The 24,997-nt window shown below is 68.5% G+C and carries 22 protein-coding genes; 13 read left to right on the forward strand and 9 right to left on the reverse strand.

Going from position 1 to position 24,997, the window contains the following annotated elements; translation table 11 throughout:
- Positions 1-88 precede the first annotated feature (88 nt).
- Positions 89-511, reverse strand: coding sequence for a tellurite resistance TerB family protein (locus JGR78_RS03855; protein WP_182792436.1), 423 nt, complete (start codon positions 509-511; stop codon positions 89-91).
- A gap of 82 nt (positions 512-593) precedes the next feature.
- Here JGR78_RS03855 and JGR78_RS03860 point away from each other — a divergent pair, with 82 nt between their 5' ends.
- Positions 594-2,186 carry a lysine--tRNA ligase gene (locus JGR78_RS03860; RefSeq protein ID WP_182803092.1) on the forward strand — a complete coding sequence of 531 codons (1,593 nt, stop codon included), beginning with the start codon at positions 594-596 and terminating at the stop codon, positions 2,184-2,186.
- Positions 2,187-2,332: 146 nt separating this feature from the next.
- Entirely contained in the window at positions 2,333-4,627 is a 2,295-nt protein-coding gene (locus JGR78_RS03865; RefSeq protein WP_182803094.1) for a glycosyl hydrolase family 28-related protein, read from the forward strand.
- A 60-nt stretch (positions 4,628-4,687) separates the two neighbouring features.
- On the opposite strand, the gene JGR78_RS03870 is transcribed toward JGR78_RS03865, so the two are convergent.
- Complete coding sequence (locus tag JGR78_RS03870; RefSeq protein WP_182803096.1) at positions 4,688-5,173, reverse strand: pyridoxamine 5-phosphate oxidase; 486 nt, start codon at positions 5,171-5,173, stop codon at positions 4,688-4,690.
- 193 nt (positions 5,174-5,366) lie between these two features.
- Here JGR78_RS03870 and acs point away from each other — a divergent pair, with 193 nt between their 5' ends.
- The 7 genes from acs (at position 5,367) to JGR78_RS03905 (ending at position 14,149) form a co-directional block, all read left to right on the forward strand.
- Positions 5,367-7,322: an acetate--CoA ligase gene (acs, locus tag JGR78_RS03875; RefSeq protein WP_182792353.1), complete on the forward strand. Its 1,956-nt coding sequence runs from the start codon at positions 5,367-5,369 to the stop codon at positions 7,320-7,322.
- A 103-nt stretch (positions 7,323-7,425) separates the two neighbouring features.
- Positions 7,426-7,734, forward strand: a complete 309-nt coding sequence (locus JGR78_RS03880) for a DUF485 domain-containing protein (protein WP_182792354.1) — start codon at positions 7,426-7,428, stop codon at positions 7,732-7,734.
- Positions 7,731-9,464, forward strand: a complete 1,734-nt coding sequence (locus tag JGR78_RS03885; RefSeq protein ID WP_182803098.1) for a cation acetate symporter — start codon at positions 7,731-7,733, stop codon at positions 9,462-9,464. Before JGR78_RS03880 ends, JGR78_RS03885 begins: the two co-directional genes overlap by 4 nt.
- Positions 9,461-10,954: a DUF294 nucleotidyltransferase-like domain-containing protein gene (locus JGR78_RS03890; protein WP_234450849.1), complete on the forward strand. Its 1,494-nt coding sequence runs from the start codon at positions 9,461-9,463 to the stop codon at positions 10,952-10,954. The genes JGR78_RS03885 and JGR78_RS03890 overlap by 4 nt, the downstream gene beginning before the upstream one ends.
- Positions 10,951-11,637: a sensor histidine kinase KdpD gene (locus JGR78_RS03895; protein WP_182792356.1), complete on the forward strand. Its 687-nt coding sequence runs from the start codon at positions 10,951-10,953 to the stop codon at positions 11,635-11,637. Before JGR78_RS03890 ends, JGR78_RS03895 begins: the two co-directional genes overlap by 4 nt.
- On the forward strand, positions 11,634-11,999 hold the full coding sequence (locus JGR78_RS03900; protein WP_182792357.1) for a response regulator transcription factor: 366 nt from the start codon (positions 11,634-11,636) through the stop codon (positions 11,997-11,999). Before JGR78_RS03895 ends, JGR78_RS03900 begins: the two co-directional genes overlap by 4 nt.
- Positions 11,996-14,149, forward strand: a complete 2,154-nt coding sequence (locus JGR78_RS03905; protein WP_182803100.1) for an exonuclease domain-containing protein — start codon at positions 11,996-11,998, stop codon at positions 14,147-14,149. The genes JGR78_RS03900 and JGR78_RS03905 overlap by 4 nt, the downstream gene beginning before the upstream one ends.
- Here JGR78_RS03905 and JGR78_RS03910 read toward each other — a convergent pair.
- The 4 genes from JGR78_RS03910 to trpA all read right to left on the reverse strand — a co-directional run bounded on the left by JGR78_RS03910 (position 14,146) and on the right by trpA (position 16,911).
- Complete coding sequence (locus JGR78_RS03910; RefSeq protein ID WP_182803102.1) at positions 14,146-14,580, reverse strand: hypothetical protein; 435 nt, start codon at positions 14,578-14,580, stop codon at positions 14,146-14,148. The two genes, JGR78_RS03905 and JGR78_RS03910, sit on opposite strands and share 4 nt — an antisense overlap.
- A 68-nt stretch (positions 14,581-14,648) precedes the next feature.
- Entirely contained in the window at positions 14,649-15,365 is a 717-nt protein-coding gene (locus tag JGR78_RS03915) for a molecular chaperone DjiA (RefSeq protein WP_182792360.1), read from the reverse strand.
- 79 nt (positions 15,366-15,444) lie between these two features.
- Positions 15,445-15,954 carry a GNAT family N-acetyltransferase gene (locus tag JGR78_RS03920; protein ID WP_220495354.1) on the reverse strand — a complete coding sequence of 170 codons (510 nt, stop codon included), beginning with the start codon at positions 15,952-15,954 and terminating at the stop codon, positions 15,445-15,447.
- A gap of 111 nt (positions 15,955-16,065) precedes the next feature.
- Positions 16,066-16,911, reverse strand: a complete 846-nt coding sequence (gene trpA, locus JGR78_RS03925) for a tryptophan synthase subunit alpha (RefSeq protein WP_182803104.1) — start codon at positions 16,909-16,911, stop codon at positions 16,066-16,068.
- Positions 16,912-17,047: 136 nt separating this feature from the next.
- Here trpA and ychF point away from each other — a divergent pair, with 136 nt between their 5' ends.
- A complete protein-coding gene (gene ychF / locus JGR78_RS03930) occupies positions 17,048-18,145 on the forward strand; it encodes a redox-regulated ATPase YchF (RefSeq protein WP_182803106.1) in 1,098 nt (365 codons plus the stop codon).
- 183 nt (positions 18,146-18,328) lie between these two features.
- Positions 18,329-19,393: an AbrB family transcriptional regulator gene (locus JGR78_RS03935; RefSeq protein WP_200559440.1), complete on the forward strand. Its 1,065-nt coding sequence runs from the start codon at positions 18,329-18,331 to the stop codon at positions 19,391-19,393.
- A 25-nt stretch (positions 19,394-19,418) separates the two neighbouring features.
- Here JGR78_RS03935 and JGR78_RS03940 read toward each other — a convergent pair whose 3' ends face one another.
- The 3 genes from JGR78_RS03940 to JGR78_RS03950 form a co-directional block, all read right to left on the reverse strand.
- A complete protein-coding gene (locus JGR78_RS03940) occupies positions 19,419-20,441 on the reverse strand; it encodes a hypothetical protein (protein ID WP_182803110.1) in 1,023 nt (340 codons plus the stop codon).
- Positions 20,442-20,704: 263 nt separating this feature from the next.
- On the reverse strand, positions 20,705-21,607 hold the full coding sequence (gene rpoH, locus JGR78_RS03945) for an RNA polymerase sigma factor RpoH (RefSeq protein WP_182792364.1): 903 nt from the start codon (positions 21,605-21,607) through the stop codon (positions 20,705-20,707).
- 31 nt (positions 21,608-21,638) lie between these two features.
- Entirely contained in the window at positions 21,639-22,694 is a 1,056-nt protein-coding gene (locus JGR78_RS03950; protein WP_182803112.1) for an RluA family pseudouridine synthase, read from the reverse strand.
- Between JGR78_RS03950 and JGR78_RS03955 the strand changes: the two genes are divergently transcribed.
- On the forward strand, positions 22,693-23,001 hold the full coding sequence (locus tag JGR78_RS03955) for a DUF6476 family protein (RefSeq protein WP_182803114.1): 309 nt from the start codon (positions 22,693-22,695) through the stop codon (positions 22,999-23,001). The genes JGR78_RS03950 and JGR78_RS03955 overlap by 2 nt on opposite strands.
- A 126-nt stretch (positions 23,002-23,127) precedes the next feature.
- Positions 23,128-24,993: a cobaltochelatase subunit CobT gene (cobT, locus tag JGR78_RS03960; protein ID WP_182803116.1), complete on the forward strand. Its 1,866-nt coding sequence runs from the start codon at positions 23,128-23,130 to the stop codon at positions 24,991-24,993.
- The last annotated feature ends 4 nt before the right edge of the window (positions 24,994-24,997 follow it).

Raw genomic sequence — 24,997 nt, forward strand, 5'->3', positions numbered from 1 at the left:
GCGCTCTGGCATCTGCATCATGGCAGGACGGGCTTCCGTAGGGTGGGGGTTCCACCCCATCACCACCCGCCGATTTCAACACGGAGGATCAGATCCGCCGGTTCCTCGCCCGCGCTGCCAGCTCGATGGCTGCGGCGTGCAGGCGGTCGATGTCCAGTTCGTCCCGCAACTCGGTCAGCATCCGCAACTCGTCCTGTCCCACCTGCCCGTCGGCGGTCGCCACGTCGCAGGCGAGCACATAGGCCGTCTCGAACAGCTTTTCGGGCAGGGCGTCGCGCACCAGCCCGAACAGCGCGTCCAGCCCTTCCTCATCCTCGAAGATCGTCAGGATGGTCTGCGACACCGGCCGCAGCCGGCCGATGTCATAGGTCGCGAAGACCGGAGTGTGGTTCACCAGCCGCTCGATCGCCACCATCTCGGCGGTTCCCAGTCCCTTGCCCGAGGCCGACACCGCCACCATCACCGCGACCAGGGCGTCGCAAGGGGAAAACGAGGGCAGGTCGAGGCTCATCATGGTCTCCGGGGGCAGGGCTGCAATGTTGACGATACCCAGACCGGCCGCTACGGCAGGGCCGAACGGACGGAGAGCACTCATGAGCACCCTGCGCGATGCGGCGATGAATTCCAAGGCCTGGCCCTTCGAGGAAGCCCGCCGGGTGCTGAAACGTTACGCGGGCAAGGACCCCGAGAAGGGATATGTCCTGTTCGAGACGGGCTATGGTCCCTCAGGCCTGCCGCATATCGGCACCTTCGGCGAGGTAGCGCGGACCACGATGATCCGCCGCGCCTTCGAGCTTATCAGCGACATCCCCACGCGGCTGTTCTGTTTTTCCGATGACTTGGACGGGATGCGGAAGGTGCCGGACAACGTGCCGCAGCCCGACATGCTGCGCGAACACCTGCAGAGGCCGCTGACCTCGGTCCCCGATCCCTTCGGCGAATACCCCAGCTTCGGCGACCACAACAACGCCATGCTGCGGCGGTTTCTGGACACCTTCGGCTTCGAATACGAGTTCATCAGCGCGACCGAGTTCTACCGCTCGGGCCAGTTTGACGCGACGCTGCTGAAGGCGGCGGAGCGTTACGATGCGATCATGGAGATCATGCTGGCCAGCTTGCGCGAGGAACGCCAGCAGACCTATTCCTGTTTCCTGCCGATCCACCCGGAAACGGGTCGGGTACTGTATGTGCCGATCAAGAACGTGGACGCCGTCCAGGGCGAGATCACCTTTGACGACGAGACGGGCCGCGAATGGACCCTGCCGGTCACCGGCGGGCAAGTGAAGCTGCAGTGGAAGCCGGACTTCGGCGCCCGCTGGGCGGCTCTGGATGTCGATTTCGAGATGTATGGCAAGGACCATTCCACCAACACGCCGATCTACGACGGCATCTGCGAGGTGCTGGGCGGCCGCGCACCCGAGCACTTCACCTACGAGCTGTTCCTTGACCAGCACGGGCAGAAGATCAGCAAATCAAAGGGCAACGGGCTGAGCATCGACGAATGGCTGACCTATGCGGCCACCGAAAGCCTGTCCTATTTCATGTATCAGAAGCCCAAGTCCGCCAAGCGGATGCATTTCGACGTGATCCCTAAGGCGGTGGATGAATATCACCAGCAGCTTCGCGCCTTCCCCGGCCAGATGCCCGAACAGCAACTGGCGAACCCGGTCTGGCATATCCACGGCGGCAAGGTGCCTGCGTCCAACATGGTGGTGCCCTTCCAGATGCTGCTGAACCTCGCCTCGGTCGCGGGGGCACAGGACAAGGAGGGGCTGTGGGGCTTCATCCGCCGCTATGCGCCCGAGGCAAGCCCCGAGACGCATCCCGACCTGGACGCGGCGGCGGGCTTCGCGGTGCGTTATTTCAACGACTTCGTGGCGCCCACCCGCCAGTTCCGCGTGCCCACCGACAAGGAACGCGCGGCGCTGCAGGATCTGGCGGGCCGGCTGGCCGCATGGGACCAGCCCGCGGATGCGGAAGCCTTGCAGACCATGGCCTTCGCGGTCGGAACCGAACACGGCTTCGAGCCTCTGCGCGACTGGTTCCAGGCGCTCTACCAGGTGCTGCTGGGGGCCGATCAGGGGCCGCGCTTCGGCGGCTTCATCGCGCTCTACGGCGTCGATGAGACCCGCGCGCTGATCGAGCGGGCCTTGGCCGGAGAGCTTCAGGGCGCGCCGGCCCCGTAGCGCCGCGCATCTTTCCCGGCGCGGCGTTGCCACCATCCCCGTTGCACCGCGCGGTCGGTTAACCGCGCGTCAACCCTCGTCCGGCAGGTTCCCTCGCATCGCCGCGGGGCCGTCGTCCTCGCGCCCACGAGAGAGGACGAGAGCGCATGAACATCGCCATCACCGCAGGGCTGCAACTGATGCCTCCGGGGTTTTCCGCGGGTCTGGACGCATGGTCCCAGGCGAACGGGCTGTCGGGAGAGGCGACCTGGGCCAATGCGCCGAACGCGGCCATCGTGCCGGCGGACCAGGACTTCGGCGCCTGTCTGGAAATCGTCAAGCAGGAGAACGTCACCCGCATCCGCTTTACTGGCGAGACGCCGATCCTGCCCGGCACCTACCTGCGCGTTTCGGCGCGGGTGAAGGGGATCGCGGGCAACCTGCCCTCGGTCCGCATCGCGGGTTGGCCGGGGACCGCCCAGCGCCAGCGGGTGACGGGCTTGCCCGAAGCAGGGCCTGCAGTCGCGCTGCCGGGCTATGGCGCGGTGGTCGAGGTGTCGGCCATCGTCGCCACCGCCACCCGGCAGGGCGTCAACATGGGCTGGGGACCGGCCGCCACGCTGGGGCACATGGGGCTGGACCTGACCGGGCCGAACGGCGGCGCGATCCGCATCGAGAACCTGCGGATCGAGGACGTGACCGCCGCCTTCGTGCCAGCGATGATCGACTGGGTGGACGTGCGCGATTACGGCGCCATCGGCGACGGCGTGACGGACGACCGCACGGCCTTCCAGCGGGCGGACGCCGCTGCGGCGGGCGGTCAGGTACTGGTGCCCGCCGGCACCTATTACATCGGCGGCAACCTGACCATGAACGAGCCGGTGCGCTTCACCGGCACCCTGCGGATGCCGCGCAGCGCCCGGCTGGGGCTGCGCCGCAACTTCGACCTGCCCTCTTATGCCGACGCCTTCGGGGACGAGACCGAGGGGATGAAGCGTGGGCTTCAGGCGCTGCTGGACTACAGCGACCACAACATCTTCGACCTTTGCGGGCGCAAGGTGGACCTGACCGAGCCGCTGGTGATCGGCGAGCTTGCGCCGGGCCTGACCCAGTTCTCGGCCCGCCGTGTGGTTGCCAACGGACAGATCGGCATCGTGGACGGACCGGAATGGGCGACGCGCACGGTCAACTCGACCGCGACCTATGACCCGGCGCGGGCCGAGGAGCTGCGGAACGTGGCGCAGATCACGGCGATCGAGGTCGGCTCGCGCCTGACCGGCCCCGGCGTGGGGCGCGAGGTCTATGTGCGCGCGAAGAACGTCGCCACCGGCACCCTGACCCTGTCGCAGCCGCTTTACGGCGGCGCGGGCACCCGCAGCTACGGCTTCCTGCGCTACCGCTATGCCTTCGACTTCTCGACGGTGCCGCAGGTGGATCGATTCTATTTCATGAACGTCGATTTCGGGCTGGACGGGCTGGCAAGCGGGGTGATGCTGCCGCCGCAGGGGGGCTTGTGGTCATTCCGCGACTGCTTCGTGACCCGACCGAAGGACCGGGCCATCACCTCGATCGGCGAGGCCTGCCAGGGGATGCTGATCGACCGCTGCGAGTTCATGGCCGACGACATGGACCGTCCCGCGCAGGACCGCACCAGCGTCTGCCTGAACGTCAACGCCAATGACGTGAAGATCCGCGACAACCGCTTTGTCCGCTTCGGCCATTTCTGCGTGGCGGCGGGCACCGGGCACCTGATCACCGGCAACCACTGGTTCCAGGGCGACAGCCAGAACTCGGGGCTGCGGACGGCGGGGCTGGTGCTGACCGGGCGCAACGCGCAGGTGACCGTGACGGGAAACTATATCGACAACGCCACCGTCGAATGGACCAACGAGCATCATCCGGTGCCCAACTGGGCCGCGGGCCAGCCACCGTTCGGCGGTCTGACGCTGACGGGCAACACCTTCCTGTGCTCGCATACGGCGGCAAATTTTTCGTGGATCGTCATCAAGCCCTATGGCGCGGGACATTCGCTGCAGGGGCTGACGGTGATGGGCAACGTCTTCAAGTCGCTTTACGCGCAGATCGACCGGGTCGAGCGCGTGGACACGAGCTTTGCCAACCTGGACGTCGGCAAGATGCGGAACGTGCGGTTCGAGGGCAACACCTTCAACGGCGTCAAGATCCCGACGGCCAACCCGCTGACCGTCAGCCATGCCCAGAACACGGCCTCGGCCCGCTGGGTGGTGACGACGGACGGCGCGCTGCCGTTCAACGGCCAGTCCATGCGCGTCGAATCGATCGTGGCGCAGGGCACGGTGCAGACAGGCGGGGGTGCGCGCAACACCGACCTGCCGTCCGTTTCGATCGGGCATGGATCGGGAAAGAACCAGGTGATCCTTGACTTCTCGCAGGCCGTGCGGGGGACGATGGGGCTGAAGATCAGGATGGACCAGCCGGAATAGGGCTGCGGCAGGACATGACCAAGGCCCGGCAGAAGGCTGCCGGGCCTTTCGGGCGTTCCCTCAGCGGCGAAGATCGTCCGCTGTCAGCCGGAAGGCGCGGCCGAAACCGGCGTTCAGCAGTCCGGCCCGGATCTCGAGCCGCCAGAAGCGGAAATCCGGCAGCCGGGCATAGACCGCGGCCTTCGGGTCGCGGTCGCGCCATGCGCGGCGCAGATCCCCCTCGGCTTCGGCCGCGACCATCGTCGCCGTGACCTGCAGCGACAGCCGGGCGCGGGTCAGCGCCATGCCGCGCCCGTCACCGGCGCGGCTTTCGTCGATCAGCAGCGCGGCGCGCGGATCGCGGCCCAGCGCCGCCGTATGCAGCGCCAGGCCCGACAGCAGCGCCAGCGGCTCACCCGCCGGGTCCGTCTGCAAGGCGATGCGCGAGGTCATCGGCCAGCCCTGCGCGTCCAGCACCGCCAGCACCCCGTCCCGCGCCGCATCCAGAATTGCATGGGCCTGTGATACGGCACCGGCATCCGCGTCCTGATGCGGGTCTCGGGTCATGGGGTTTCCTTTCTTCCAAAACCGGCGGCAGAGTTTTGCAGGTGGCATGGCGGGCGGAAACAGTTTTGCAACATTTGCATGTGACAAGCCGCTGGCGCGCACATAGGCTTTGCTCAACCCGCCGTGATTTGTGCGCGCGGGCGTTCCGCAGCGGGGGGAGCCGCTGCCGGTCGTTCCATTGCCAGGAGGTCATATGTCCGTCGAACATGTCGCCAAGCACCCTATCCCCGAAGGGTTCACCAAAGCCCACGTGACGCCTGAAGACTACAAGGCCCGCTACGCCGAGTCGCTGTCCGATCCCGAAGGCTTCTGGAGCCGCGAGGCGCAGCGGCTTGACTGGATCAAGCCCTTCACCAAGGTGAAGAACACGGACTTCACGCTGGGGCAGGTCTCGATCAAGTGGTTCGAGGACGGGGTCTTGAACGCCTGCGTGAACTGCGTTGACCGCCACCTGCCCAAGCGCGCCAACCAGACCGCCATCATCTTCGAACCCGACGATGCGAGCGAGCCTGCGCTGAACATCACCTATGCCGAACTGTCGGAAAAGGTGAACCGCTTCGCCAACGTCCTGCTGAGCCAGGGCGTGATGCGCGGCGACCGGGTGGTGATCTACCTGCCCATGATCCCCGAGGCCGCCTATGCGATGCTGGCCTGCGCGCGGATCGGGGCGATCCATTCCATCGTCTTTGCTGGATTTTCGCCCGACGCCCTGGCGAACCGGATCAACGACTCGGGCGCGAAGGTGGTCATCACCTCGGACACCGCGCCGCGCGGCGGGCGCAGGACGGCGCTGAAGTCGAACACCGACGCGGCCTTGCTGCATTGTTCGGACAAGGTGCGCTGCCTTGTCGTCAAGCATACCGGCGACCAGACGACCTGGGTGCAGGGCCGCGACGTGGACGTGAAGCACCTGATGGAGCTTGCCAGCCCCGACTGCCCGCCCCGGCCCATGAGCGCGGAAGACCCGCTGTTCATCCTTTATACTTCGGGGTCCACCGGCAAGCCAAAGGGCGTGGTCCACACGACCGGCGGCTACCTGGCCTTTGCGTCGATGACGCATCAATACACCTTCGACTACCAGGACGGCGACGTCTTCTGGTGCACGGCGGACGTGGGTTGGGTCACGGGCCACAGCTATATCGTCTATGGCCCGCTGGCCAACGGCGCGACCACCGTGATGTTCGAGGGGGTGCCCACCTATCCCGACGCCGGGCGCTTCTGGGCGGTCTGCGAAAAGCACAAGGTCACCCAGTTCTACACCGCGCCGACTGCCATCCGCTCGCTGATAAGCCAGGGGACGGAGTGGGTCGAGAAGCACGACCTGTCGAGCCTGCGCGTCCTCGGAACGGTCGGCGAGCCCATCAACCCCGAGGCCTGGGTCTGGTACGACAAGCACATCGGCAAGGGGAAATGCCCGATCGTTGACACCTTCTGGCAGACCGAGACCGGCGGGCACATGATCACCAGCCTGCCCTATGCCATCGAGACCAAGCCGGGCGCGGCCACGCTGCCCTTCTTCGGGGTCAAGCCGGCGGTGCTGGACGCCTCGACCGGCGCGGTGCAGGAAGGGAACAGGGTCGAGGGCGTGCTTTGCATTGCCGACAGCTGGCCGGGGCAGATGCGGACGCTGTGGGGCGACCACCAGCGCTTCGAAGAGGCGTATTTCCAGCAGTATCCGGGCTATTACTTCACCGGCGACGGCTGCCGGCGGGACGAGGACGGCTATTACTGGATCACCGGCCGGGTCGATGACGTGATCAACGTCTCGGGCCACCGCATGGGCACGGCCGAGGTCGAAAGCGCGCTTGTCGCCCATCCCAAGGTCGCCGAGGCGGCGGTCGTGGGCTATCCGCACGATCTGAAGGGGCAGGGCATCTACGCCTATGTCACCGTGATGAACGACGTGACGCCGACCGAGGAACTGCGCAAGGACCTGGAAACCTGGGTCAGGACGGAAATCGGTCCCATCGCCAGGCCCGACCTGATCCAGTGGGCGCCGGGCCTGCCCAAGACGCGCTCGGGCAAGATCATGCGCCGCATCCTGCGCAAGATCGCGGAAAACGACTATGGCAGCCTTGGCGACATCTCGACCCTGGCCGACCCGGGCGTGGTCGAGGAACTGATCGAGAACCGCATGAACCGCAACTGACGCGGGCCTTGGCGGCTTGCAGATGAAACCCGCGGATGCCCGGCAGCGACCGGGCGTCCAAAAGGATAAAAAAGTCAAGGAACCTTGGAGGAGGGACGACTGAATGCTCGACCCGATGCTTGCACGCATCGCGTCCGACCCGAATTATGACAAGCTGCGAACGCGGCGACTTAAATTCGGATGGACGCTGACGATCATCATGATGATCGTCTATTACGGTTTCATCCTGCTGGTGGCGTTCGGCAAGGACCTGCTGGCCACGCCCATCGGCAGCGGGGTCACGACCTGGGGGATTCCGATCGGCTTCGGCGTGATCCTCATCACCATCGTCCTGACCGGCGTCTATGTCCTGCGCGCGAATCGCGAATACGACGACCTGACCGATCGCATCAAGCGCGAGGCGCTAAAATGACGTCGAACCTGACACTTGGCCGCATTCTCGGCCTTTCGCTTCTGATCGCCGTCCCGTCACTGGTCATGGCCGCGCCTGCCATCGAGGGCGAGGCGGTGCGGCAGCCGACCAACTGGACCGCCATCGGGATGTTCGCGGTCTTCGTGGCGGGCACGCTCTACATCACCAAATGGGCCGCCGGGCGCACCAAGTCGGCGTCCGACTTCTACACCGCGGGCGGCGGCATCACCGGCTTCCAGAACGGGCTGGCGATCGCCGGGGACTACATGTCGGCGGCCTCGTTCCTGGGGATCTCGGCGGCGGTGATGGCGACCGGCTTCGACGGGCTGATCTATTCGATCGGCTTCCTTGTCGGCTGGCCGATCCTGACCTTCCTGATGGCCGAACGGCTGCGCAATCTGGGCAAGTTCACCTTCGCCGACGTGGCGGCCTTTCGCTTCTCGCAGACGCCGGTGCGGCTGTTCGCGGCATCGTCCACGCTGGTCGTCGTGGCCTTCTACCTGATCGCGCAGATGGTCGGCGCGGGCCAGCTCATCAAGCTGCTGTTCGGGCTGGAATACTGGATGGCCGTAGTCATCGTCGGCGGGCTGATGATGGTCTACGTGCTGTTCGGCGGCATGACGGCCACGACCTGGGTGCAGATCATCAAGGCCTGCCTTCTGCTGGGCGGGGCGTCCTTCATGGCGCTGATGGTGATGTGGCAGTTCGGCTTCAGCTTCGAGCGGCTATTTGCGGAATCGGTACGGATCAAGACCGACATTGCCGCGACCGGGGGCGCTGCGCCCGAGGAAGCCGCCGCGACGGGGCGCTCGATCATGGGACCGGGCAACTTCGTCAAGGACCCGATCTCGGCCATCTCCTTCGGCATGGCGCTGATGTTCGGGACCGCGGGCCTGCCGCATATCCTGATGCGCTTCTTCACCGTTCCCAGCGCGAAAGAGGCGCGCAAGTCGGTGATGTGGGCGACGGTGTGGATCGGCTATTTCTACATGCTGACCTTCATCATCGGCTTCGGCGCCATCACCTTCGTGCTGACCAACCCCGGCTTCCTGGAAGGCGGCGTCCTTGGCGCTCCGCTGATCGGCGGCAACAACATGGCGGCCGTCCACCTGGCGAACGCCGTTGGCGGCAACATCTTCCTGGGCTTCATGTCGGCGGTGGCCTTTGCGACGATCCTTGCGGTCGTGGCCGGGCTGACGCTGTCGGGCGCCTCGGCGGTGTCGCACGACATCTATTCCACAATTGTGAAAAAGGGCCATGCCGACAGCGCGGCCGAGTTGCGGGTATCCCGCTACACGGTGTTGGCGCTCGGCGTAGTCGCGGTGCTGCTGGGCATTCTCTTCGAGAAGCAGAACATCGCCTTTATGGTGTCGCTGGCCTTCGCGGTCGCGGCCTCGGCGAACTTCCCCGTGCTGTTCCTGTCGATCCTCTGGAGCGGCATGACCACGCGCGGCGCCGTGATCGGCGGCTTCCTCGGGCTGATCTCGTCGGTGCTGCTGACGGTGCTGTCGCCCTCGGTCTGGGAAGTCACGCTGGGCAATGAGGCGGGTTCGGCGCCCTTCCCCTATACCTCGCCCGCGCTCTTCTCGATGACGCTGGCCTTCCTGGGGATCTGGCTCTTCTCGGTGACCGACAAGAGCCGGCGCGCCGCAGTCGACAAGGCGGGGTTCCTGCCGCAGCAGATCCGGTCCGAAACCGGCATCGGCGCGTCAGAAGCCTCGGCGCATTGAACAACGGGCGCCACCTGCAAGACCACGCGGTCGGACCTTCGGGTCCGGCCGTTTCCCTGACCTCCGCCGCAGGCCACCATGCCGGGCGAGAGACGCTGACGCTGCTGTCCTCGCAGGTGCGCGATGCGTTCCTGCGCAAGCCCTTCTTCGTCGATGGCGACACCGACATCGTGACGCTGTGCCGGCTGATGGCCGAGAACGGTGTCACCGACGCCCTTGTGCGCGATGGCGCGGGCATCGGCATCTTCACCACCACCAACCTTCGCGACGTGCTGCTGATGGACCGGCCCCCCGCCGCCATCCCCGTGCGCGAGGTCGCGAGCTTTCCCGCCGTCTCGGTCCCCCTTGATGCCGAGCTGATCGAGGCGATGATCCTGATGCTGCGCCACCGGGTCCATCGGGTCGCGGTCCACGAGGGCCGCAAGATCGTGGGCGTCCTTGGCCAGCTTGACCTGATGAGCTTCGTGGCGAACCACTCGCATCTGATCGCCATTCAAGCGGCGCAGGCGGGAACGGTGGCCGAACTGAAGAAGGCCGCCGACCAGATCGCGCCCTTGATCGCCGTGCTGCACGAGGACGGCGTGCGGGTCGAGGTGATCGCACGGCTTGTGGGCGAGTTGAACCGCGCCGTCTTCCGCCGCCTGTGGGAACTGGTCGCGCCCGAGGATCTGCGCGCCGCATCCTGCCTGATCGTCATGGGCAGCGAGGGGCGGGGCGAGCAGATCATGCGGACCGACCAGGACAACGGCCTGATCCTGCCCGACGGCTTTCCCGAGGAACGGGCCGAACAGGCGACCGCCGCCTTCACCGCCGCGCTGGTCGATTTCGGCTATCCCCCCTGTCCGGGTGGCATCATGGCCAGCCGGCCCGACTGGCGGCGCACGGTGTCAGGCTACCGCGCCGCGATCGGGGAATGGATTCACGGGACCGATCCCGAGGGTCCGATGAACCTCGCCATCTTCATGGACGCCCTGCCGGTGGCCGGGGACACGGGCCTGCTGGATGGTCTCAAGGCGCATATGGGACGGCTGATCGCGGGCAACGACGCCTATCTGGCGCGCTTTGCCGCCTCGGCCAACAGCTTTGCCGAGGATGGAAGCTGGTGGAGCCGCCTGCCCGGCATGAAGGGCCGCGCGGGGGCCGAGATCGACATCAAGAAGCTGGGCATCTTTCCCATCGTGCAGGGCACCCGCGCGCTGGCGCTGCAATACCGCATCCCCGAGCTTTCGACGGCCGAGCGGCTGAGGGCTCTGGCCTCGGCCCGGCGGATCAGGCCAGGACTGGCCCGCGACCTGACCGACGCGCTGCATCTGCTGATGGGGGTCAAACTTGACAACAACCTGGCGCAGATGGCCGAGGGGCGGGTGCCGGACAACCTGATCCGGATCGATGCCCTTGGCACGCTGAACCGGCAGGGGCTGAAGCAGGCGCTGGCCATCGTGCGCGACTTCCGCGGCTGGCTGGTCCAGCATTTCAGGTTGGTCGCATGAGCGCGGACCTGTTCACCGAGGAAGCCGTCGCCGCGATGGTCCACGAGTTGCGGACCCCCGTGACCACGATCCGCGCGCTGGCGGAACTGATGCTCGACACGCCGGAGATGGAGGAGGACGAGCGGCGCGGCTTCCTGTCCATCATTGCGGATGAATCGCGCCGGCTGGGACGACTGGTCGACGAGGTTCTGGAGGCGGCGCGGATCGGATCGGCCGAGGCCGAGTGGCGGATGGAGGATCTGGACCCCTTGGCCCTGACCGCCGAGGCCGCGCGGCTCGCCACCGGGCTGATGCGGGAACGCGGTGTCGAACTGTCGCTGGACCTGCCGGCGACCGCGCCCCCGGTCCGGGGCGACCGCGACCGGCTGCTGCAGGTGCTGCTGAACCTGCTGTCGAACGCGGCGAAGGCTGCCTCGGGGCAGGGCGGGCACGTCGCCCTTGCGCTTGCCCCGGACAGGGACGCCGTGACCATCCGCGTCATCGACAACGGCCCCGGCATCGCGCCCGAGGATCGCGAGGCGGTGTTCCAGCCTTTCCACCGGCTGGGGCAGACAGGCACGGGCCTCGGCCTTCCGGTCAGCCGCCGCATCGCCCGGCGCCATGGCGGCAGCCTGTCGGTCGAGCCTTCCGACGCCGGCGCCTGCTTCGCCCTGTCCCTGCCGCTGGCGGAGGGTGCGGCATGACCCGCCCCGTCCTGATCGCCGATGATGAGCCGAACATCGTGATCTCGCTTGAGTTCATGCTGAAGCGCGAGGGCCATCGCGTGCTGATCGCCCGCAACGGGGCCGAGGCGCTGGACCTGATCCGGGCCGAGCGGCCCGCGCTGGTGCTGCTGGACGCGATGATGCCCGGCATGTCGGGATTCGAGGTCTGCGAGGCCGTGCGCGCCGACCCCGAGATCGCTGCGACCCCCATCCTGATGCTCACTGCCAAGGCCCGCCCCCCCGACATGGCGCGGGGCATCGGCGCGGGTGCCGACGCCTATGTCCCCAAGCCCTTTTCCACCCGCGACTTGATCGCGCGGGTGCGCGAGCTTCTGGGATGAGGCGGCGCGGCCTCGTGGCGGCGGTTCTTGCGCCGGGGGTCGCGCTTGCGCTGTGGGTCGTGCTGGGCGCGGTGGTGTTCCTGCTGGCGCTGGGACCGCGCAGCGCCGCCCTGCGGGCGACCTGGCGGGTGGCGCTGCAAAGCCACGGGATGCTGCTGGTGCTGTGGTGGCTGATCGCCGCGGCCCTTGCGGGCTGGCTGGTGCGCCAGCTTTACGGCCGCCTGGTCCGCGGCCCCGAGCGGCTGCTGGCCGCGACCCGCATCCTTGCCGCACAGGAAGATGCCGCCAGCCTGCCCGAAGCCGTCATGACGACCCGCGCGACCCGCGCCCTGGGGTCCGAGATCGAGCGGCTCGTGGCCGAGCGGCGCGAGTTGCGGGTCGAGATGGCGCGGCTGGTCGACGAGGCAAGCCGCAGCGTCGCCGAACAGCGCGACCAGCTTGCGGCGCTGATGGACGAACTGGATCACGCCGTCGCTGTCTGCAACCGCGACGGGCGCATGCTGCTTTACAACGCGCGGATGCGGAAGCTGGCCGGCCGGCTGGCGGTCGGCGCGGACAGGGTGGCGCTGGGCCGGTCGATCCATGCGGTGCTGGACCCCGCGGCCATCGGCCATGCGCTGGAAACGGTCGAAGGGCGGATCGCCCGGGGGGTGCCCGCCAGCGCCTCGGTCGCGCAGGTCGTCACCACCTCGGCCAACGGGCACCTGCTGCGCGTCAGTCTCGCCCCCGTGCAGCAGGCCGAAGGCGAGCGGGGCGAGCTGCGGGGCTACGTCCTGCTGGTCGATGACGTGACCGAGGACCAGCAGCGGCAGGCGCGGCGCGACGGGGCGCTGCTGCGGATGACGGAACGCAGCCGTGCCGCCATCGCCAACCTGCAGGCGGCGCTGGAGATGCTGGATTACCCCGACCTTTCCCCCGAGGACCGCGAGCGCTTCCTGTCCGTCCTTGGCGACGAGGTCGCGCAGATGCGCGAGCGGCTGCTGGCCGACGATGCCGAGGCCGCGCATGAGCTTGCCGCCCGCTGGCCCCTGCACGACATGCTGGGCAGCGACCTGATGGCGGCGGCCGTCCGCAGGCTGCAGGCGACGGCCGGGGCGCCCATCACCACCTCGCCGCCCGACGCGGAACTGTGGCTGCGGATCGACAGCTTCGGGCTGATCGGTGCGCTGGATCACCTCGCCCGGCGCATCCTGCACCTGCGCCACGACCCGGTGCTGTGGCTGCGGCTGAACCGCGCCGGGCGTCATGCGCATCTGGACCTCGACTGGGTGGTGCGCGAAGGCATCCCCCCGGTGGACCCGCGCGCGCTCAGCACGATGCCGGACGAGCCGATCGACGGCGTGCCGGGCACGGTGTCGGTCCGCGATGTGATCGACCGCCACGGGGGCGAGATCTGGGTCGGCCGCAACCCCGACACCGGGCGATCCTTCTTCCGCATGCTGCTGCCGCTCGCCGCCGTCGAGACGGCCCTGGCCGAGGCCAAGCCCGGCAGCCGCCCCGAGTTCTACGACTTCGACCTGTTCACCGCCGGCCATGGCGAGGCGGTGGACAGCCGCCCGCTGGTGGAACTGTCCTTCACCGTCTTCGACTGCGAGACCACGGGCCTCGATCCCGCGGGCGGGGACGAGATCATCCAGATCGGCGCCGTCCGCATTCTCAACACCCGCATCCTTGAAGGCGAGGTGATCGACCAGCTTGTCGATCCCCGGCGCCTGATCCCGGAAGCGGGCACCGCAATCCATGGCATCCGGCAGGACATGGTGCAGGGCCAGCCGACCATCGCCGAGGCGCTGCCGGTCTTCCACCGCTTTGCCGAGGGCAGCGTCCTGGTCGGGCACAACGTCGCCTTCGACCTGCGCTTTCTGCAGATGAAGGAACGGGCGACCGGCCTGCGCTTTGACCACCCGGTGCTGGACACGTTGCTGCTGTCCAGCGTCCTGCATCCGGCCGAGGAAAGCCACAGCCTGGAAGCCATCGCCGCGCGACTGGGGGTTCGGATCGGCGGGCGCCACACCGCGCTGGGCGATGCGCTGGCGACGGCCGAGGTGTTCCGGCGCATGATCCCGCTGCTGGCGCGGCAGGGCATCGTCACGCTGGGGCAGGCGCGGGCGGCCTCGGACCAGTCGCAATTCGCGCGGCTGCGGTATTAAAGCTCGATCCCTGCGCCCGGCGGGACGGGGTTGATCCGGGGGGCGAGGTCCGGCACGTTCTCGGGCTGCGGAGGCGGGGGTGCACCGGGTTTGCGGCGGATGATGATGTCGCCGTTCGGCAGCCGCTCGGGCGGCAGTTCGTAATTGCCGAGGTCGTCGATCAGCTTCGACATTTCCTCGAAGACGGGCCGATAGTCCTGCATCAGCCCGCTCATGTCGCGGGCAAGCCCCTGCAGGTGCGGCTGCGCCCGGCTGAGAAGGTCGTTGAAGAAATTGTCCAGCAGCCCCGGTTCCGAATCCGGCAGTTCGTAGGGGCGCGCCTCGCCCGCCGGCGGCTCCTCGGCGCGCGGCATCTGCCACGGCGAGTCCTGGGCCGTGGCTGCGCCGGCAAGGGGAACGACCAGCGCGGCGGTCAGGGCGAAACGGATCATGCGGGCAGTCCTGTGATGGCGGCAGAAGACGAACCGCCGGGGCGAGACAAGGGTTCCCGCGCCGTCCCTCAGCCGAACTGCGCGCGCCAGGCGTCCCAGGCCTCGTTGATGGCGCGGGTGCGCGATTCGGCCAGCCGGATCGCCTCGGGCGGCAGGCCATGGGCCTGCGCGCGGTCGGGGTGGTTTTCGCGGATCAGATTGCGATAGCGGGTCCGCGCCTCGGGCAGGGGCGTGCCGGGGGGGATGCCCAGCACCTCGCAGGGCAGGCAGCGCGGCTGGCCGGGCGTGCGGCTGGCGCGGATGGCGGCGTGATCCTCGGGCGAGATGCCGAAGATGCGGGCGACCTCGTCCAGGAACACCTGCTCGCCTTCGTGCAGCTCGTGCGCGGTCGAGGTCGCGATGACGTAAAGCCCGTCCAGCACATCCACCAGCACCGGGTCGCCGGGTGGGAACAGCCGCGCGAGCCGTTCCGCCCACAGGTCGAACCCGGCCACGTCCTTGCGGGCAAGGTCGAAGACATGGGCGGCGTGGCGTTCCTCGGACCGGGGGATCTTGAAGATGCGGCGGAAGGCCGCGACCTCCTCCCGCGCGACGCGGCCGTCGGCCTTGGCGATCTTGGCCCCCAGCGCGATCACCCCGATGGTAAAGGCGACGGACCGTTCCGGCGGCACGACCGCGCGGTTGCGCCCAATCAGCGCGGCAAGGCGGTCGCCGATGCGCTGCCAGAACCCGCGGGGCGGGGGCAGGTGCGGCGGGGCCTGGGCGGTGATCGCGAAATCGTCCATGACGCCCAGCCTAGCCGAGCGCAGGCCCGTGCGAAAGGGCAGCAGGCATACGGGCCATGCGCGACGGCACTGCCGAAGGTCACAGGGCGGACAGGTCCTTGCCCATCAGCACCAGATCATGGAACTGCCCGAATTTCCAGCCGGCAGCGGGGATGAAGCCCCAACGCGCATAACCGTGGCGTTCATGAAAGCGCAGCGAACCCTGGTTCGAGCCGGTGATCCCGCCGATCATGATCCGCCCCCCGCCGGCACGGGCGTGATCCTCGATTGCCGCCAGCAGCGCCGTACCCAGCCCCATGCCCCGATGCGCGGGATCAACATGGATCGAATGTTCCAGCGCCTTCGCGTAGCCCGCGCCGCCGCGGAACTGCGTGCAGGTGGCGAAGCCCGCCACGCCCGCAGCGGTGGCGGCGATCAGGAAGGCGTGGCCCGCCGCCTGCCGCTGGACGATCATCGCGGCGATCTCGTCCTCGCGGCGCTCGGTGGGCCAGAAGGTGATGGCGGTGTCGCGGATGATGGGGTTCCAGATCGCCGCGATGCCAAGGGCATCCTCTGCCCCCGCATCCCGGATCACGAAAGGCCCCGGCATGGCCATTCCAGAACCCTCAAGCCTCATCTTCTTCGAAAAAATATCTTGGGGGAGTCGTTCGCAGAACGACGGGGGCAAAGCCCCCATGCGGCTGCAATCCGCGCCGCCCGCTCATCCCCGATGCACGCCCTCGGCCAGACCGCGCACGAAATCCAGCACCTCCGCCACCGGCTTGCCCTCGGCGATCTGCTTCACGATGGCCGAGCCGATGACGCAGCCATCCGCGACCCGCGCCACCGCCTCGGCCGCCTCGGGCGTCGAGATGCCGAAGCCGACCACCACCGGCAGCCCGGCCGCCTTGCGGATGCGGACGACCTCGGGGGCGACCTCGGCAGCGTCGGCGGCAGGCCCGCCGGTGATGCCGGTCACGCTGACGTAATAAACGAAGCCCGAGGTGTTCTGCACCACTGCCGGCAGTCGCCGGTCGTCCGTCGTGGGGGTGGCCAGACGGATGAAGTTCAGCCCGGCGGCTTGCGCGGGGATGCACAGCTCGGCATCCTCCTCGGGCGGCAGGTCCACGACGATCAGCCCGTCCACGCCCGCCTCGGCCGCGTCCGACAGGAAGCGTTCGACCCCGCCCACCCGCGCGTAGATCGGGTTGTAATAGCCCATCAGCACCACCGGCGTTTCGTTGTCCGACTGGCGGAACTCGCGCACCATCTCCAGCACGCCGCTGATCGTGCCGCCTGCCGCCAGCGCCCGCTGACCTGCCGCCTGGATGGTCGGCCCGTCCGCCATCGGGTCGGTGAAGGGCATGCCCAGCTCGATGATGTCCACGCCCGCGCCGGGCAGCCCGCGCATGATCTGCAGCGAGGCGTCGCGGTCCGGGTCGAAGGCCATGATATAGGTGACAAAGGCCTTGCGGTTGTTTTCCCCCAGCCGGGCAAAAAGCCGGTCGATGCGGGTCTGCGGCCGCGTGGCCTCGGCGGGGGTGGTGATGAGGGGTTCGCTGTTCATGCCGGGGCCTTTCCTGCGTTGATGCAGCTTTACCGGCAGCGGCCGCAAAGGGGAAGCGGGCAGGCCCGCGCGGCCCGCTTTACGCCCCCGCCCGCGTGACCTAGATAGCGCCCCAACCGCTGGAAGGAATGGGATCATGGGCTTTCGCATGGGTATCGTCGGGCTGCCGAACGTGGGCAAGTCCACTCTGTTCAACGCCCTGACGCGCACCGCCGCCGCGCAGGCCGCGAACTTCCCCTTCTGCACCATCGAGCCGAACGTGGGCGAGGTCGCCGTCCCTGATCCGCGCCTCGACGCCCTGGCCGGGATCGCCGGGTCGAAGCAGATCATCCCGACGCGCATCACCTTCGTGGACATTGCCGGGCTGGTGAAGGGCGCCAGCAAGGGCGAGGGCCTGGGCAACCAGTTCCTTGCCAACATCCGCGAGGTGGACGCCATCGCCCATGTCCTGCGCTGCTTCGAGGATGGCGACATCACCCATGTCGAGGGCCGCGTGGACCCCGTTGCCGACGCCGAGACCATCGAGACCGAGCTGATGATCGCCGATCTGGAGTCGGTCGAGCGGCGGATGGCGAACCTGCAGCGCAAGCTGAAGGGCGGCGACAAGGAGGCGGTCGCGCAGGAGCGCCTGCTGAAGCAGGCGCAGGCCGTGCTGGAGGCAGGCCAGCCTGCCCGCACCGTCACGGTGGCCGAGGACGACCGCAAGCCCTGGGACATGCTGCAGCTTCTGACCGCCAAGCCCGTCCTTTACGTCTGCAACGTGGCCGAGGAGGACGCGGCCACCGGCAATGCCTTTTCCGAGGCCGTGGCTAAGATGGCCGCCGAACAAGGCGCCGGCCATGTCGTCATCTCGGCCCGGATCGAGGAGGAGATCAGCCAGCTTGCCCCCGACGAGGCGCAGATGTTCCTGTCCGAGATGGGGCTGGAGGAGGCGGGCCTCGACCGCCTGATCCGCGCGGGCTACGCGCTTCTGGGCCTGCAGACCTACTTCACCGTCGGCCCCAAGGAGGCGCGCGCCTGGACGATCACCAAGGGGACGCTCGCTCCGCAAGCGGCGGGCGTGATCCACGGCGATTTCGAAAAGGGCTTCATCCGAGCCGAGACCATCGCCTATGACGATTACGTTGCGGGCAAGGGCGAGGCCGGCGCCCGCGAGGCCGGCAAGTTCCGCGTCGAGGGCAAGACCTACGAGGTCAAGGATGGCGACGTGCTGCATTTCCTGTTCAACGCCTGAGGCCGGGAAGGTGGGCGCCAGTCCGGGCAGAAGGACTGCCGCTTTGGCCCCAAGCGGCAATTGTGGTTTCCGGTTCATCGGCAGCCGGCAGGGCTTGCCCGCGCGTTTCCATCCCGGCAGAGGCTGAAGCGCCGGCCGCGCAAGTCGGGCAGACCTGACGTCGAGCGAAAGGACATCCGAAGAATGCCGCGACCCATGTTCTTCCGTTCCGGCTTGCGGCGGTTCGGGTGGGATCTGGCAACGCTGTCCATCGCGGGTTTCGGCGCCTGGCTGTTCGCGGCGCTCGGCCTGCCTGCGGCCTGGCTGATGGGGGCGATGGTCGCGACGGCGCTGGCAGCGGTCGCAGGCCTGCCGGTCGAGTTGCGCCGGGGTTTGCGCGAGATCGCCTTTCTGCTTCTGGGCATCTCGATCGGGTCCAGCGTGACGCCCGGCATCGTTGCAGAGATCGCCGCATGGCCGGGCAGCGTCGTGATGCTGGTGGCCTCGATCGGTGCGACCATGGGCGTATCGAGCCTCTACCTGCAGCGCGTCCATGGCTGGGACCGGACCACGGCGCGCTTCGCCTCGATGCCGGGGGCGTTTTCCTCGGTTGCCATCATCGCCGCGAACAGCAGCGCCGACCTGCCGCGCGTCATCCTGGCCCAGAGCCTGCGGGTCTTCACGCTGGTCGCGCTGATGCCGCCGATCCTGTCGCTGCTGAATGGCGGCGTGCAGGCGCAGGGCGCGGCATTGCCGCAGCGACCCGTCAATTCGGTCCCCGAGGCGCTGGCGGTCTTCCTGGCCAGCGGCGCCGCGGCGGTGCTGCTGAACCGCCTGCATGTCCCGGCGGGCACGCTGCTGGCCGCCATGACCATCAGCGCCACGCTGCATGCGTCGGGCCTGGTGCATGGAGGGTTTCCGCAGCCGCTCGTCATCCTGGGCTTCATCGCGACGGGGGCGGTCATCGGCGCGCGGTTCCGGGGCACGACCCTGCAGACGGTCACGCAGACCGTGCCGGGCGCAGCGGTCAGCATCCTGCTGGCGCTGGCGGTCTCGGCGCTGTTCGCAGCGGGGGGCGCATGGGTGCTGGACCTGCCTTTCGGGCAGTTGTGGCTCGCCTATGCGCCGGGCGGGGTCGAGGCAATGGCGGCCATGGCGCTGGTCCTGAACCTCGAGCCCGCCTTTGTCGGCGCGCATCACATCCTGCGCATCCTCGGCCTCAATCTGGTCAGTCCGCTGTGGTTCAGGAACACCGGCCGCGGGGAATGATCCCCGTTCCCTCGCGGGGACCGGATCAGCGCGAGCAGATCTGCTGAAGCTGGACCCACTCGCCGTCCGACATCAGCGGCTCGGGCGGAGGATTCGCGCGGAACGGGTCGGCCTCGATCAGCGTCAGCACCGTCTCGCCGCTGGGATCGAGCGAGCGGGCATAGGGCTCGCTGGGCACGCCCGCCTCGCGCAGCCGGTCAAGCAGCGCATCTTCGTTGGGGCGCGGGGCGGGGCGCAGCAGCAGCGCGGTTCCCTGTCCCGCGATGGCGCGGGCGGGCAGTTCGCCCGAGGTCAGCATCGACATGGCGGCCCGCAGCCCGGCTTCGTCCAGCACCTTGCGCAGCGGATCGCCCTCGGCGGCCACGAGGTCCGCCGCAAGGACATGGCCCGCCGCCACCTGCGGCCCCGGTTCGCCCGCGATCATGTCGTCGCCGATGGCGATGATCCGTCCCGGCAGCGCCCGCGCGCCCCGCATCGTCGCGGGCAGCACCACGATCCGCCCCTCGGGGCCCAGAAGCCGTGCCGACAGCCTGTCCAGCACCGCCGCGCCCGAGGGCCGGTCACAGGGCGCGCCGGTGGTCTGCCGCATGTCGGCAAGGATCGACAGCCCTACCGCCGTCCGCTGCGCAGAGGGCGCGATCCGCGCGGCATGGGCGATCACCGCGCCCGGCAGCCAGACCGCACCCGCCAGCACCACCGCGCCGATCAGCGACCACAGCAGCACCCCGCGCAGGCGTCCGGGATGTGGGCGGCTGGCCGCGATAGCGGAATGGACGCGCTCGATCGCATCGACCATCAGCGTGTCGCCGATCTCGACGACCTCGTCCTGTTCGGCCGCGCCCGGCGCGAAGATCGCGGGCATCTGGCCGGGGTTCAGGCGGGTGACGGCGGGCAGGGACCAGTGGGACAGGGGTTCCTCGGACCGGGGGTCGCGCAGGATCAGCGTGGCGTCCCCGAAGGATACGATCACGTCGCGCAGCCGCTCGGACGGGTTCGGCCGCCAGACGCCGGTCGCCTCGAGGCGCTGGAACTGCGTCAGTGCGGTCACGATCGCGGAAGCCCTTTCCTGTGGGTGCGCCAGTCCGTCAGGAACGGGGCGGGGTTTCGGCAAGAATGTGCCGATTCAGCAGCCTGCGTCCAGAGCCGTGCGTGCGATGCGGCCAAGGTAATCGCGAAGGGGTCCTCGCGGCGACTGCGGGTGGGGAGCGAGGGCTTCACGCCCCCCAGCGTCGCCTATGACGATCCCGCTGGATACCTGGAACCGTCCGGAATGCCCTGCACGACGATCGGGCCTGACGCTGCGGCCGGTTCCTATTCCTCGCCGATCTGGATGCCCTGTTCGCTCGCCAGCCGCCGCATCCGCTCCTGCAGCTTCTCGAAGGCGCGGACCTCGATCTGGCGGATACGCTCGCGCGAGACGCCGTAGCGTTCGGACAGCGCCTCAAGCGTCATCGGGTCGTCGCGCAGGCGGCGTTCGGTCAGGATGTCCTTCTCGCGGTCGTTCAAAACGTCCATCGCCGACAGCAGCATCGAGCGGCGGGTGTCCAGCTCGTCCGCCTCGGCGTAGTCCTCGGCCTGGTTGGCGCTGGTGTCCTCCAGCCAGTCCTGCCACTGCGCAGTCGAATCGCCGTCCGCAGAACCGACCGTCGCGTTCAGCGAGGCATCGCCGCCCGACAGGCGGCGGTTCATCTCGATCACCTCCCGCTCGGTCACGTTCAGGTCGGTGGCGATCTGGCGGACGTTGTCGGGGCGCAGGTCGCCTTCCTCCAGCGCGCCCAGCTTGGCCTTGGCTTTCCGCAGGTTGAAGAACAGCTTCTTCTGGGCCGAAGTGGTGCCCATCTTCACCAGGGACCACGACCGCAGGATGTATTCCTGGATCGAGGCGCGAATCCACCACATCGCATAGGTCGCGAGGCGGAAGCCCTTTTCCGGGTCGAAGCGCTTGACGGCCTGCATCAGCCCGACATTGGCCTCGGAAATGACCTCGCCCTGCGGCAGCCCGTAGCCGCGATAGCCCATGGCGATCTTGGCGGCCAGCCGCAGGTGCGACGTGACCAGCCTGTGCGCGGCCTCGGAGTCCTGGTGGTCGACCCAGGCCTTGGCCAGCATGTATTCCTCTTGCGGCTCCAGCAGGGGGAACTTGCGGATCTCCTGCATGTAGCGGTTGAGGCCCTGTTCCGGGCTGGGTGCCGGAAGCCTTGTATAATTTGCCATTGTCCTTTCCTGTGTGATGACGCTGGCGGGATCATTCAGGGAACGTCGCGCCTGAAGGCGGGGTTCCCCGCAGGGTCGCCACCAGCGCCTGCATATCGGCGGGTATTTCACTATCGAATGCAAGCCAGCGCCCGTCCTGCGGATGCGCAAAGCCCAGATGCGCGGCGTGCAGCGCCTGCCGGGGGAAGCCTGTGACCGCTGCGGCGGCGCGGCCCAGCGCGCGGGCCGAGGCGCGACGGGCGCCGCCATAGACCGGATCGCCGATCAGCCCCAGCCCGCAATGGGCCAGATGGACCCGGATCTGGTGCGTGCGCCCGGTTTCCAGCCGGCATTCGGCCAGCATCGCCGAGGGAGGCGTGCCGAAGCTTTCCAGCATCGTGGCGCGGGTGACGGCGTGGCGCCCATGATCCATGCTGACCGCCTGCCGCTGGCGGTCGGTCGGATGGCGCCCCAGCTTCGTTGCGATCCGCAGCACACCACCGGGTTCGAAGCTGACGCCCGGCAGGCCGCGCAGCCGGGGGTCGGCTAGGTCGATTGTGCCATGCGCCAGCGCCAGATAGCGGCGGGCGGCCGAGTGATCCTCGAACTGCCGGGCCAGCGCGTGATGGGCGAGGTCGGTCTTGGCGACCACCAGCAGGCCCGAGGTGTCCTTGTCGATCCGGTGGACGATCCCCGGCCGGGCTGCCCCGCCGATCCCCGACAGGCTGCCCGCGCAATGGGCGAGCAGTGCGTTCACCAGCGTGCCGGAGGGCGAGCCGGGCGCGGGATGGACCACCATCCCCGCAGGCTTGTCGATCACGATCAGCGAATCGTCCTCGTGGACGACGTCCAGCGGGATCGCTTCGGGCTGCGCGTCGATCGGCTCGGGCGCGCCGATGGTGATGGTATAGTCGCCCGGCACCGCGCGGGTCTTGCCGTCGCGCACCGGCCCGTCCGGTCCCCGCACGGCGCCCTCGGCGATCAGCTTGCCGATGCGCGAGCGTGACAGGGCCGCTGACTCTGGCGCGGCCTCGGCCAGCGCCTTATCAAGCCGCAAGGCGTCGGCCGCTGGGCAGTCGGCCGGGATGGTCAGGACGAGGTCGGGCATGGCGCGGGATCATAGGGCAGGTGACGACCCGGCGGAAGTGCCCGAACTCGCATGGTTGCGCCGGCTGGTGACGGCGCTGGCGCTGGTCATGGGCTTCGGCATCCTCGCGCTGGTGGCGATCCTCTGGCTGCGCTTGTCCCAACCGCAGCTGCCCGCGCTGCCCGAAGGGCTGGCCCTGCCCGGTGGCGCGAGTGCCGCCGCGATCACCTTTGCCCGCGACTGGACCGTGGTCGTGACCGATGCAGGCGAGATTCTGCTCTATGACCGCGCCGGCACATTGCGGCAGCGCGTCATTCCGGACTCCTGAGCCTTCCTTGATCCCATCTTCTTCGGACAAGTATCCCGGGATCGTCGTGTACGACGATGGGGCTGGCCCCCGGTCCGACAGCGAAGCCTTATGGACAGCCGTCCCCGAACGTCGGAAAAGATCATCATGAAGAAGACCGACAACCCCGCCGATCCGTTCAAGAAGGCGCTGGCCGAGGCGACCCGCGCCCTGGCCGACGAGCATGAACTGAACGTCACCTTCACCGCCGACCCTTCGGGCGTCGCGGGCGACACCATGCGGCTGCCGCAGATCAGCCGGCGGATGACGCGGGACGAGATCGTGCAGGCGCGCGGCACCGCCGACGCCTTGGCGATGAAGCTGCGCCACCACGACGCCCCCACCCATGCCCGCTATGCGCCCGCAGGCCCCATGGCGCGCGAGCTTTACGAGGCGATGGAAACCGCCCGCTGCGAGGCGCTGGGCGCCCGCGACATGCCCGGCGCGCTGTCGAACATTGACGCCAGGCTGGGCGCCGAGGCCGAGCGCAAGGGCTATGCCCAGATCAAGGCCCCTGCCGACGCGCCGCTCTCGGTCGCGGCGGGCTATCTGGTGCGGCAGGCGGCGACGGGTCGGGCGCTGCCCCCGGCCGCGCAGCATGTCGCGGACCTGTGGCGGCCCTTCGTGGAACAGCAGGCGGGCGGCTCGCTGGCCGACGTCAGCGCGGCGCTGGCGGATCAGGCGGCCTTCGCACGGCTGTCGCGCAGGGTCATCGCCGACCTCGGCTATGGCGACCAGTTGGGCGACGACCCCGACGAGCCGCAGCAGGACGACTCGGACGAGAACGCCGAGCAGGACGAGGAATCCGGCGACAACCAGTCCCGCGAGCAGGAGGAAGGCGACGACGCCGAGGCCAGCCCCGAACAAAGCCAGGAGCGGACGCAGGACGAGCGGCAGGCGCAGGTGTCCCTGGACGACCAGTCCGACGAGGAACTGGTCGAGGACGCCGAGATGGCGGACAGCGAGATGCCGCCGGACCTGCCCCCGCCCGTCAGCGAGGCCAGCGCCGACTACAAGGTCTATACGCAGGCCTTCGACGAGGAGATCCGGGCCGAGGATCTGGCCGATCCTGCCGAACTGGAACGCCTGCGGGCCTATCTGGACAAGCAGTTGGAACCCCTGCGCGGGGCGGTCAGCCGTCTGGCCAACAAGCTGCAGCGCCGCCTTCAGGCCCAGCAGAACCGCAGTTGGGAATTCGACCGCGAGGAGGGGACGCTCGACGCGGGCCGTCTGGCGCGGGTGGTGGCAAACCCGACGACTCCGCTGTCCTTCAAGTGGGAGAAGGACACCGAGTTCCGGGATACGGTGGTCACGATCCTGATCGACAACTCGGGATCGATGCGCGGGCGGCCCATCAGCATCGCCGCGATCTGCGCGGACGTGCTGGCGCGGACGCTGGAACGCTGTTCTGTCAAGGTGGAAATCCTCGGCTTCACCACCCGCGCCTGGAAGGGCGGGCAGAGCCGCGAGAAATGGCTTCAGGATGGGCGGCCCGCCACGCCGGGGCGCCTGAACGACCTGCGCCACATCATCTACAAGGGGGCCGACGCGCCCTGGCGGCGGGTTCGCCCGAACCTCGGGCTGATGATGAAGGAAGGCTTGCTTAAGGAAAACATCGACGGCGAGGCGCTGGAATGGGCGCATCGGCGGCTGGCGCGGCGGACCGAGGCGCGGCGCATCCTGATGGTGATCTCGGACGGCGCGCCGGTGGACGATTCCACCCTGTCGGTGAACCCCGCAAGCTATCTGGAAAAGCACCTGCGCGACGTGATCGCCATGATCGAGCGGCGGGCGCAGGTCGAACTGATCGCCATCGGCATCGGCCATGACGTGACCCGCTATTACCAGCGCGCGGTCACGATCACCGATGTGGACCAGTTGGCCGGGGCGATGACCGAACAACTGGCCGCGCTGTTCGAAAGCGACCCGAGGAAGCGCGCGCGGGCCATGGGCGGCGCAGGGCGGCGGGGGTGATGGC

It is taken from the genome of Paracoccus sp. MC1862, assembly GCF_016617715.1.
Taxonomy (GTDB): Bacteria; Pseudomonadota; Alphaproteobacteria; order Rhodobacterales; family Rhodobacteraceae; genus Paracoccus.

Excerpts from the sequence above, each read along its gene's own strand:
- JGR78_RS03895 (WP_182792356.1), top strand. The coding sequence starts at position 10,951 with ATGAGCGCGGACCTGTTCACCGAGGAAGCCGTCGCCGCGATGGTCCAC.
- JGR78_RS03855 (WP_182792436.1), bottom strand. The coding sequence starts at position 511 with ATGAGCCTCGACCTGCCCTCGTTTTCCCCTTGCGACGCCCTGGTCGCG.
- JGR78_RS03955 (WP_182803114.1), top strand. The coding sequence starts at position 22,693 with ATGGCGCGGGATCATAGGGCAGGTGACGACCCGGCGGAAGTGCCCGAA.
- rpoH (WP_182792364.1), bottom strand. The coding sequence starts at position 21,607 with ATGGCAAATTATACAAGGCTTCCGGCACCCAGCCCGGAACAGGGCCTC.
- cobT (WP_182803116.1), top strand. The coding sequence starts at position 23,128 with ATGAAGAAGACCGACAACCCCGCCGATCCGTTCAAGAAGGCGCTGGCC.
- JGR78_RS03900 (WP_182792357.1), top strand. The coding sequence starts at position 11,634 with ATGACCCGCCCCGTCCTGATCGCCGATGATGAGCCGAACATCGTGATC.
- JGR78_RS03860 (WP_182803092.1), top strand. The coding sequence starts at position 594 with ATGAGCACCCTGCGCGATGCGGCGATGAATTCCAAGGCCTGGCCCTTC.
- JGR78_RS03950 (WP_182803112.1), bottom strand. The coding sequence starts at position 22,694 with ATGCCCGACCTCGTCCTGACCATCCCGGCCGACTGCCCAGCGGCCGAC.
- JGR78_RS03920 (WP_220495354.1), bottom strand. The coding sequence starts at position 15,954 with ATGCCGGGGCCTTTCGTGATCCGGGATGCGGGGGCAGAGGATGCCCTT.
- JGR78_RS03870 (WP_182803096.1), bottom strand. The coding sequence starts at position 5,173 with ATGACCCGAGACCCGCATCAGGACGCGGATGCCGGTGCCGTATCACAG.
- JGR78_RS03885 (WP_182803098.1), top strand. The coding sequence starts at position 7,731 with ATGACGTCGAACCTGACACTTGGCCGCATTCTCGGCCTTTCGCTTCTG.
- JGR78_RS03935 (WP_200559440.1), top strand. The coding sequence starts at position 18,329 with ATGCCGCGACCCATGTTCTTCCGTTCCGGCTTGCGGCGGTTCGGGTGG.
- JGR78_RS03905 (WP_182803100.1), top strand. The coding sequence starts at position 11,996 with ATGAGGCGGCGCGGCCTCGTGGCGGCGGTTCTTGCGCCGGGGGTCGCG.
- trpA (WP_182803104.1), bottom strand. The coding sequence starts at position 16,911 with ATGAACAGCGAACCCCTCATCACCACCCCCGCCGAGGCCACGCGGCCG.
- JGR78_RS03865 (WP_182803094.1), top strand. The coding sequence starts at position 2,333 with ATGAACATCGCCATCACCGCAGGGCTGCAACTGATGCCTCCGGGGTTT.
- acs (WP_182792353.1), top strand. The coding sequence starts at position 5,367 with ATGTCCGTCGAACATGTCGCCAAGCACCCTATCCCCGAAGGGTTCACC.
- JGR78_RS03910 (WP_182803102.1), bottom strand. The coding sequence starts at position 14,580 with ATGATCCGTTTCGCCCTGACCGCCGCGCTGGTCGTTCCCCTTGCCGGC.
- JGR78_RS03880 (WP_182792354.1), top strand. The coding sequence starts at position 7,426 with ATGCTCGACCCGATGCTTGCACGCATCGCGTCCGACCCGAATTATGAC.
- ychF (WP_182803106.1), top strand. The coding sequence starts at position 17,048 with ATGGGCTTTCGCATGGGTATCGTCGGGCTGCCGAACGTGGGCAAGTCC.
- JGR78_RS03915 (WP_182792360.1), bottom strand. The coding sequence starts at position 15,365 with ATGGACGATTTCGCGATCACCGCCCAGGCCCCGCCGCACCTGCCCCCG.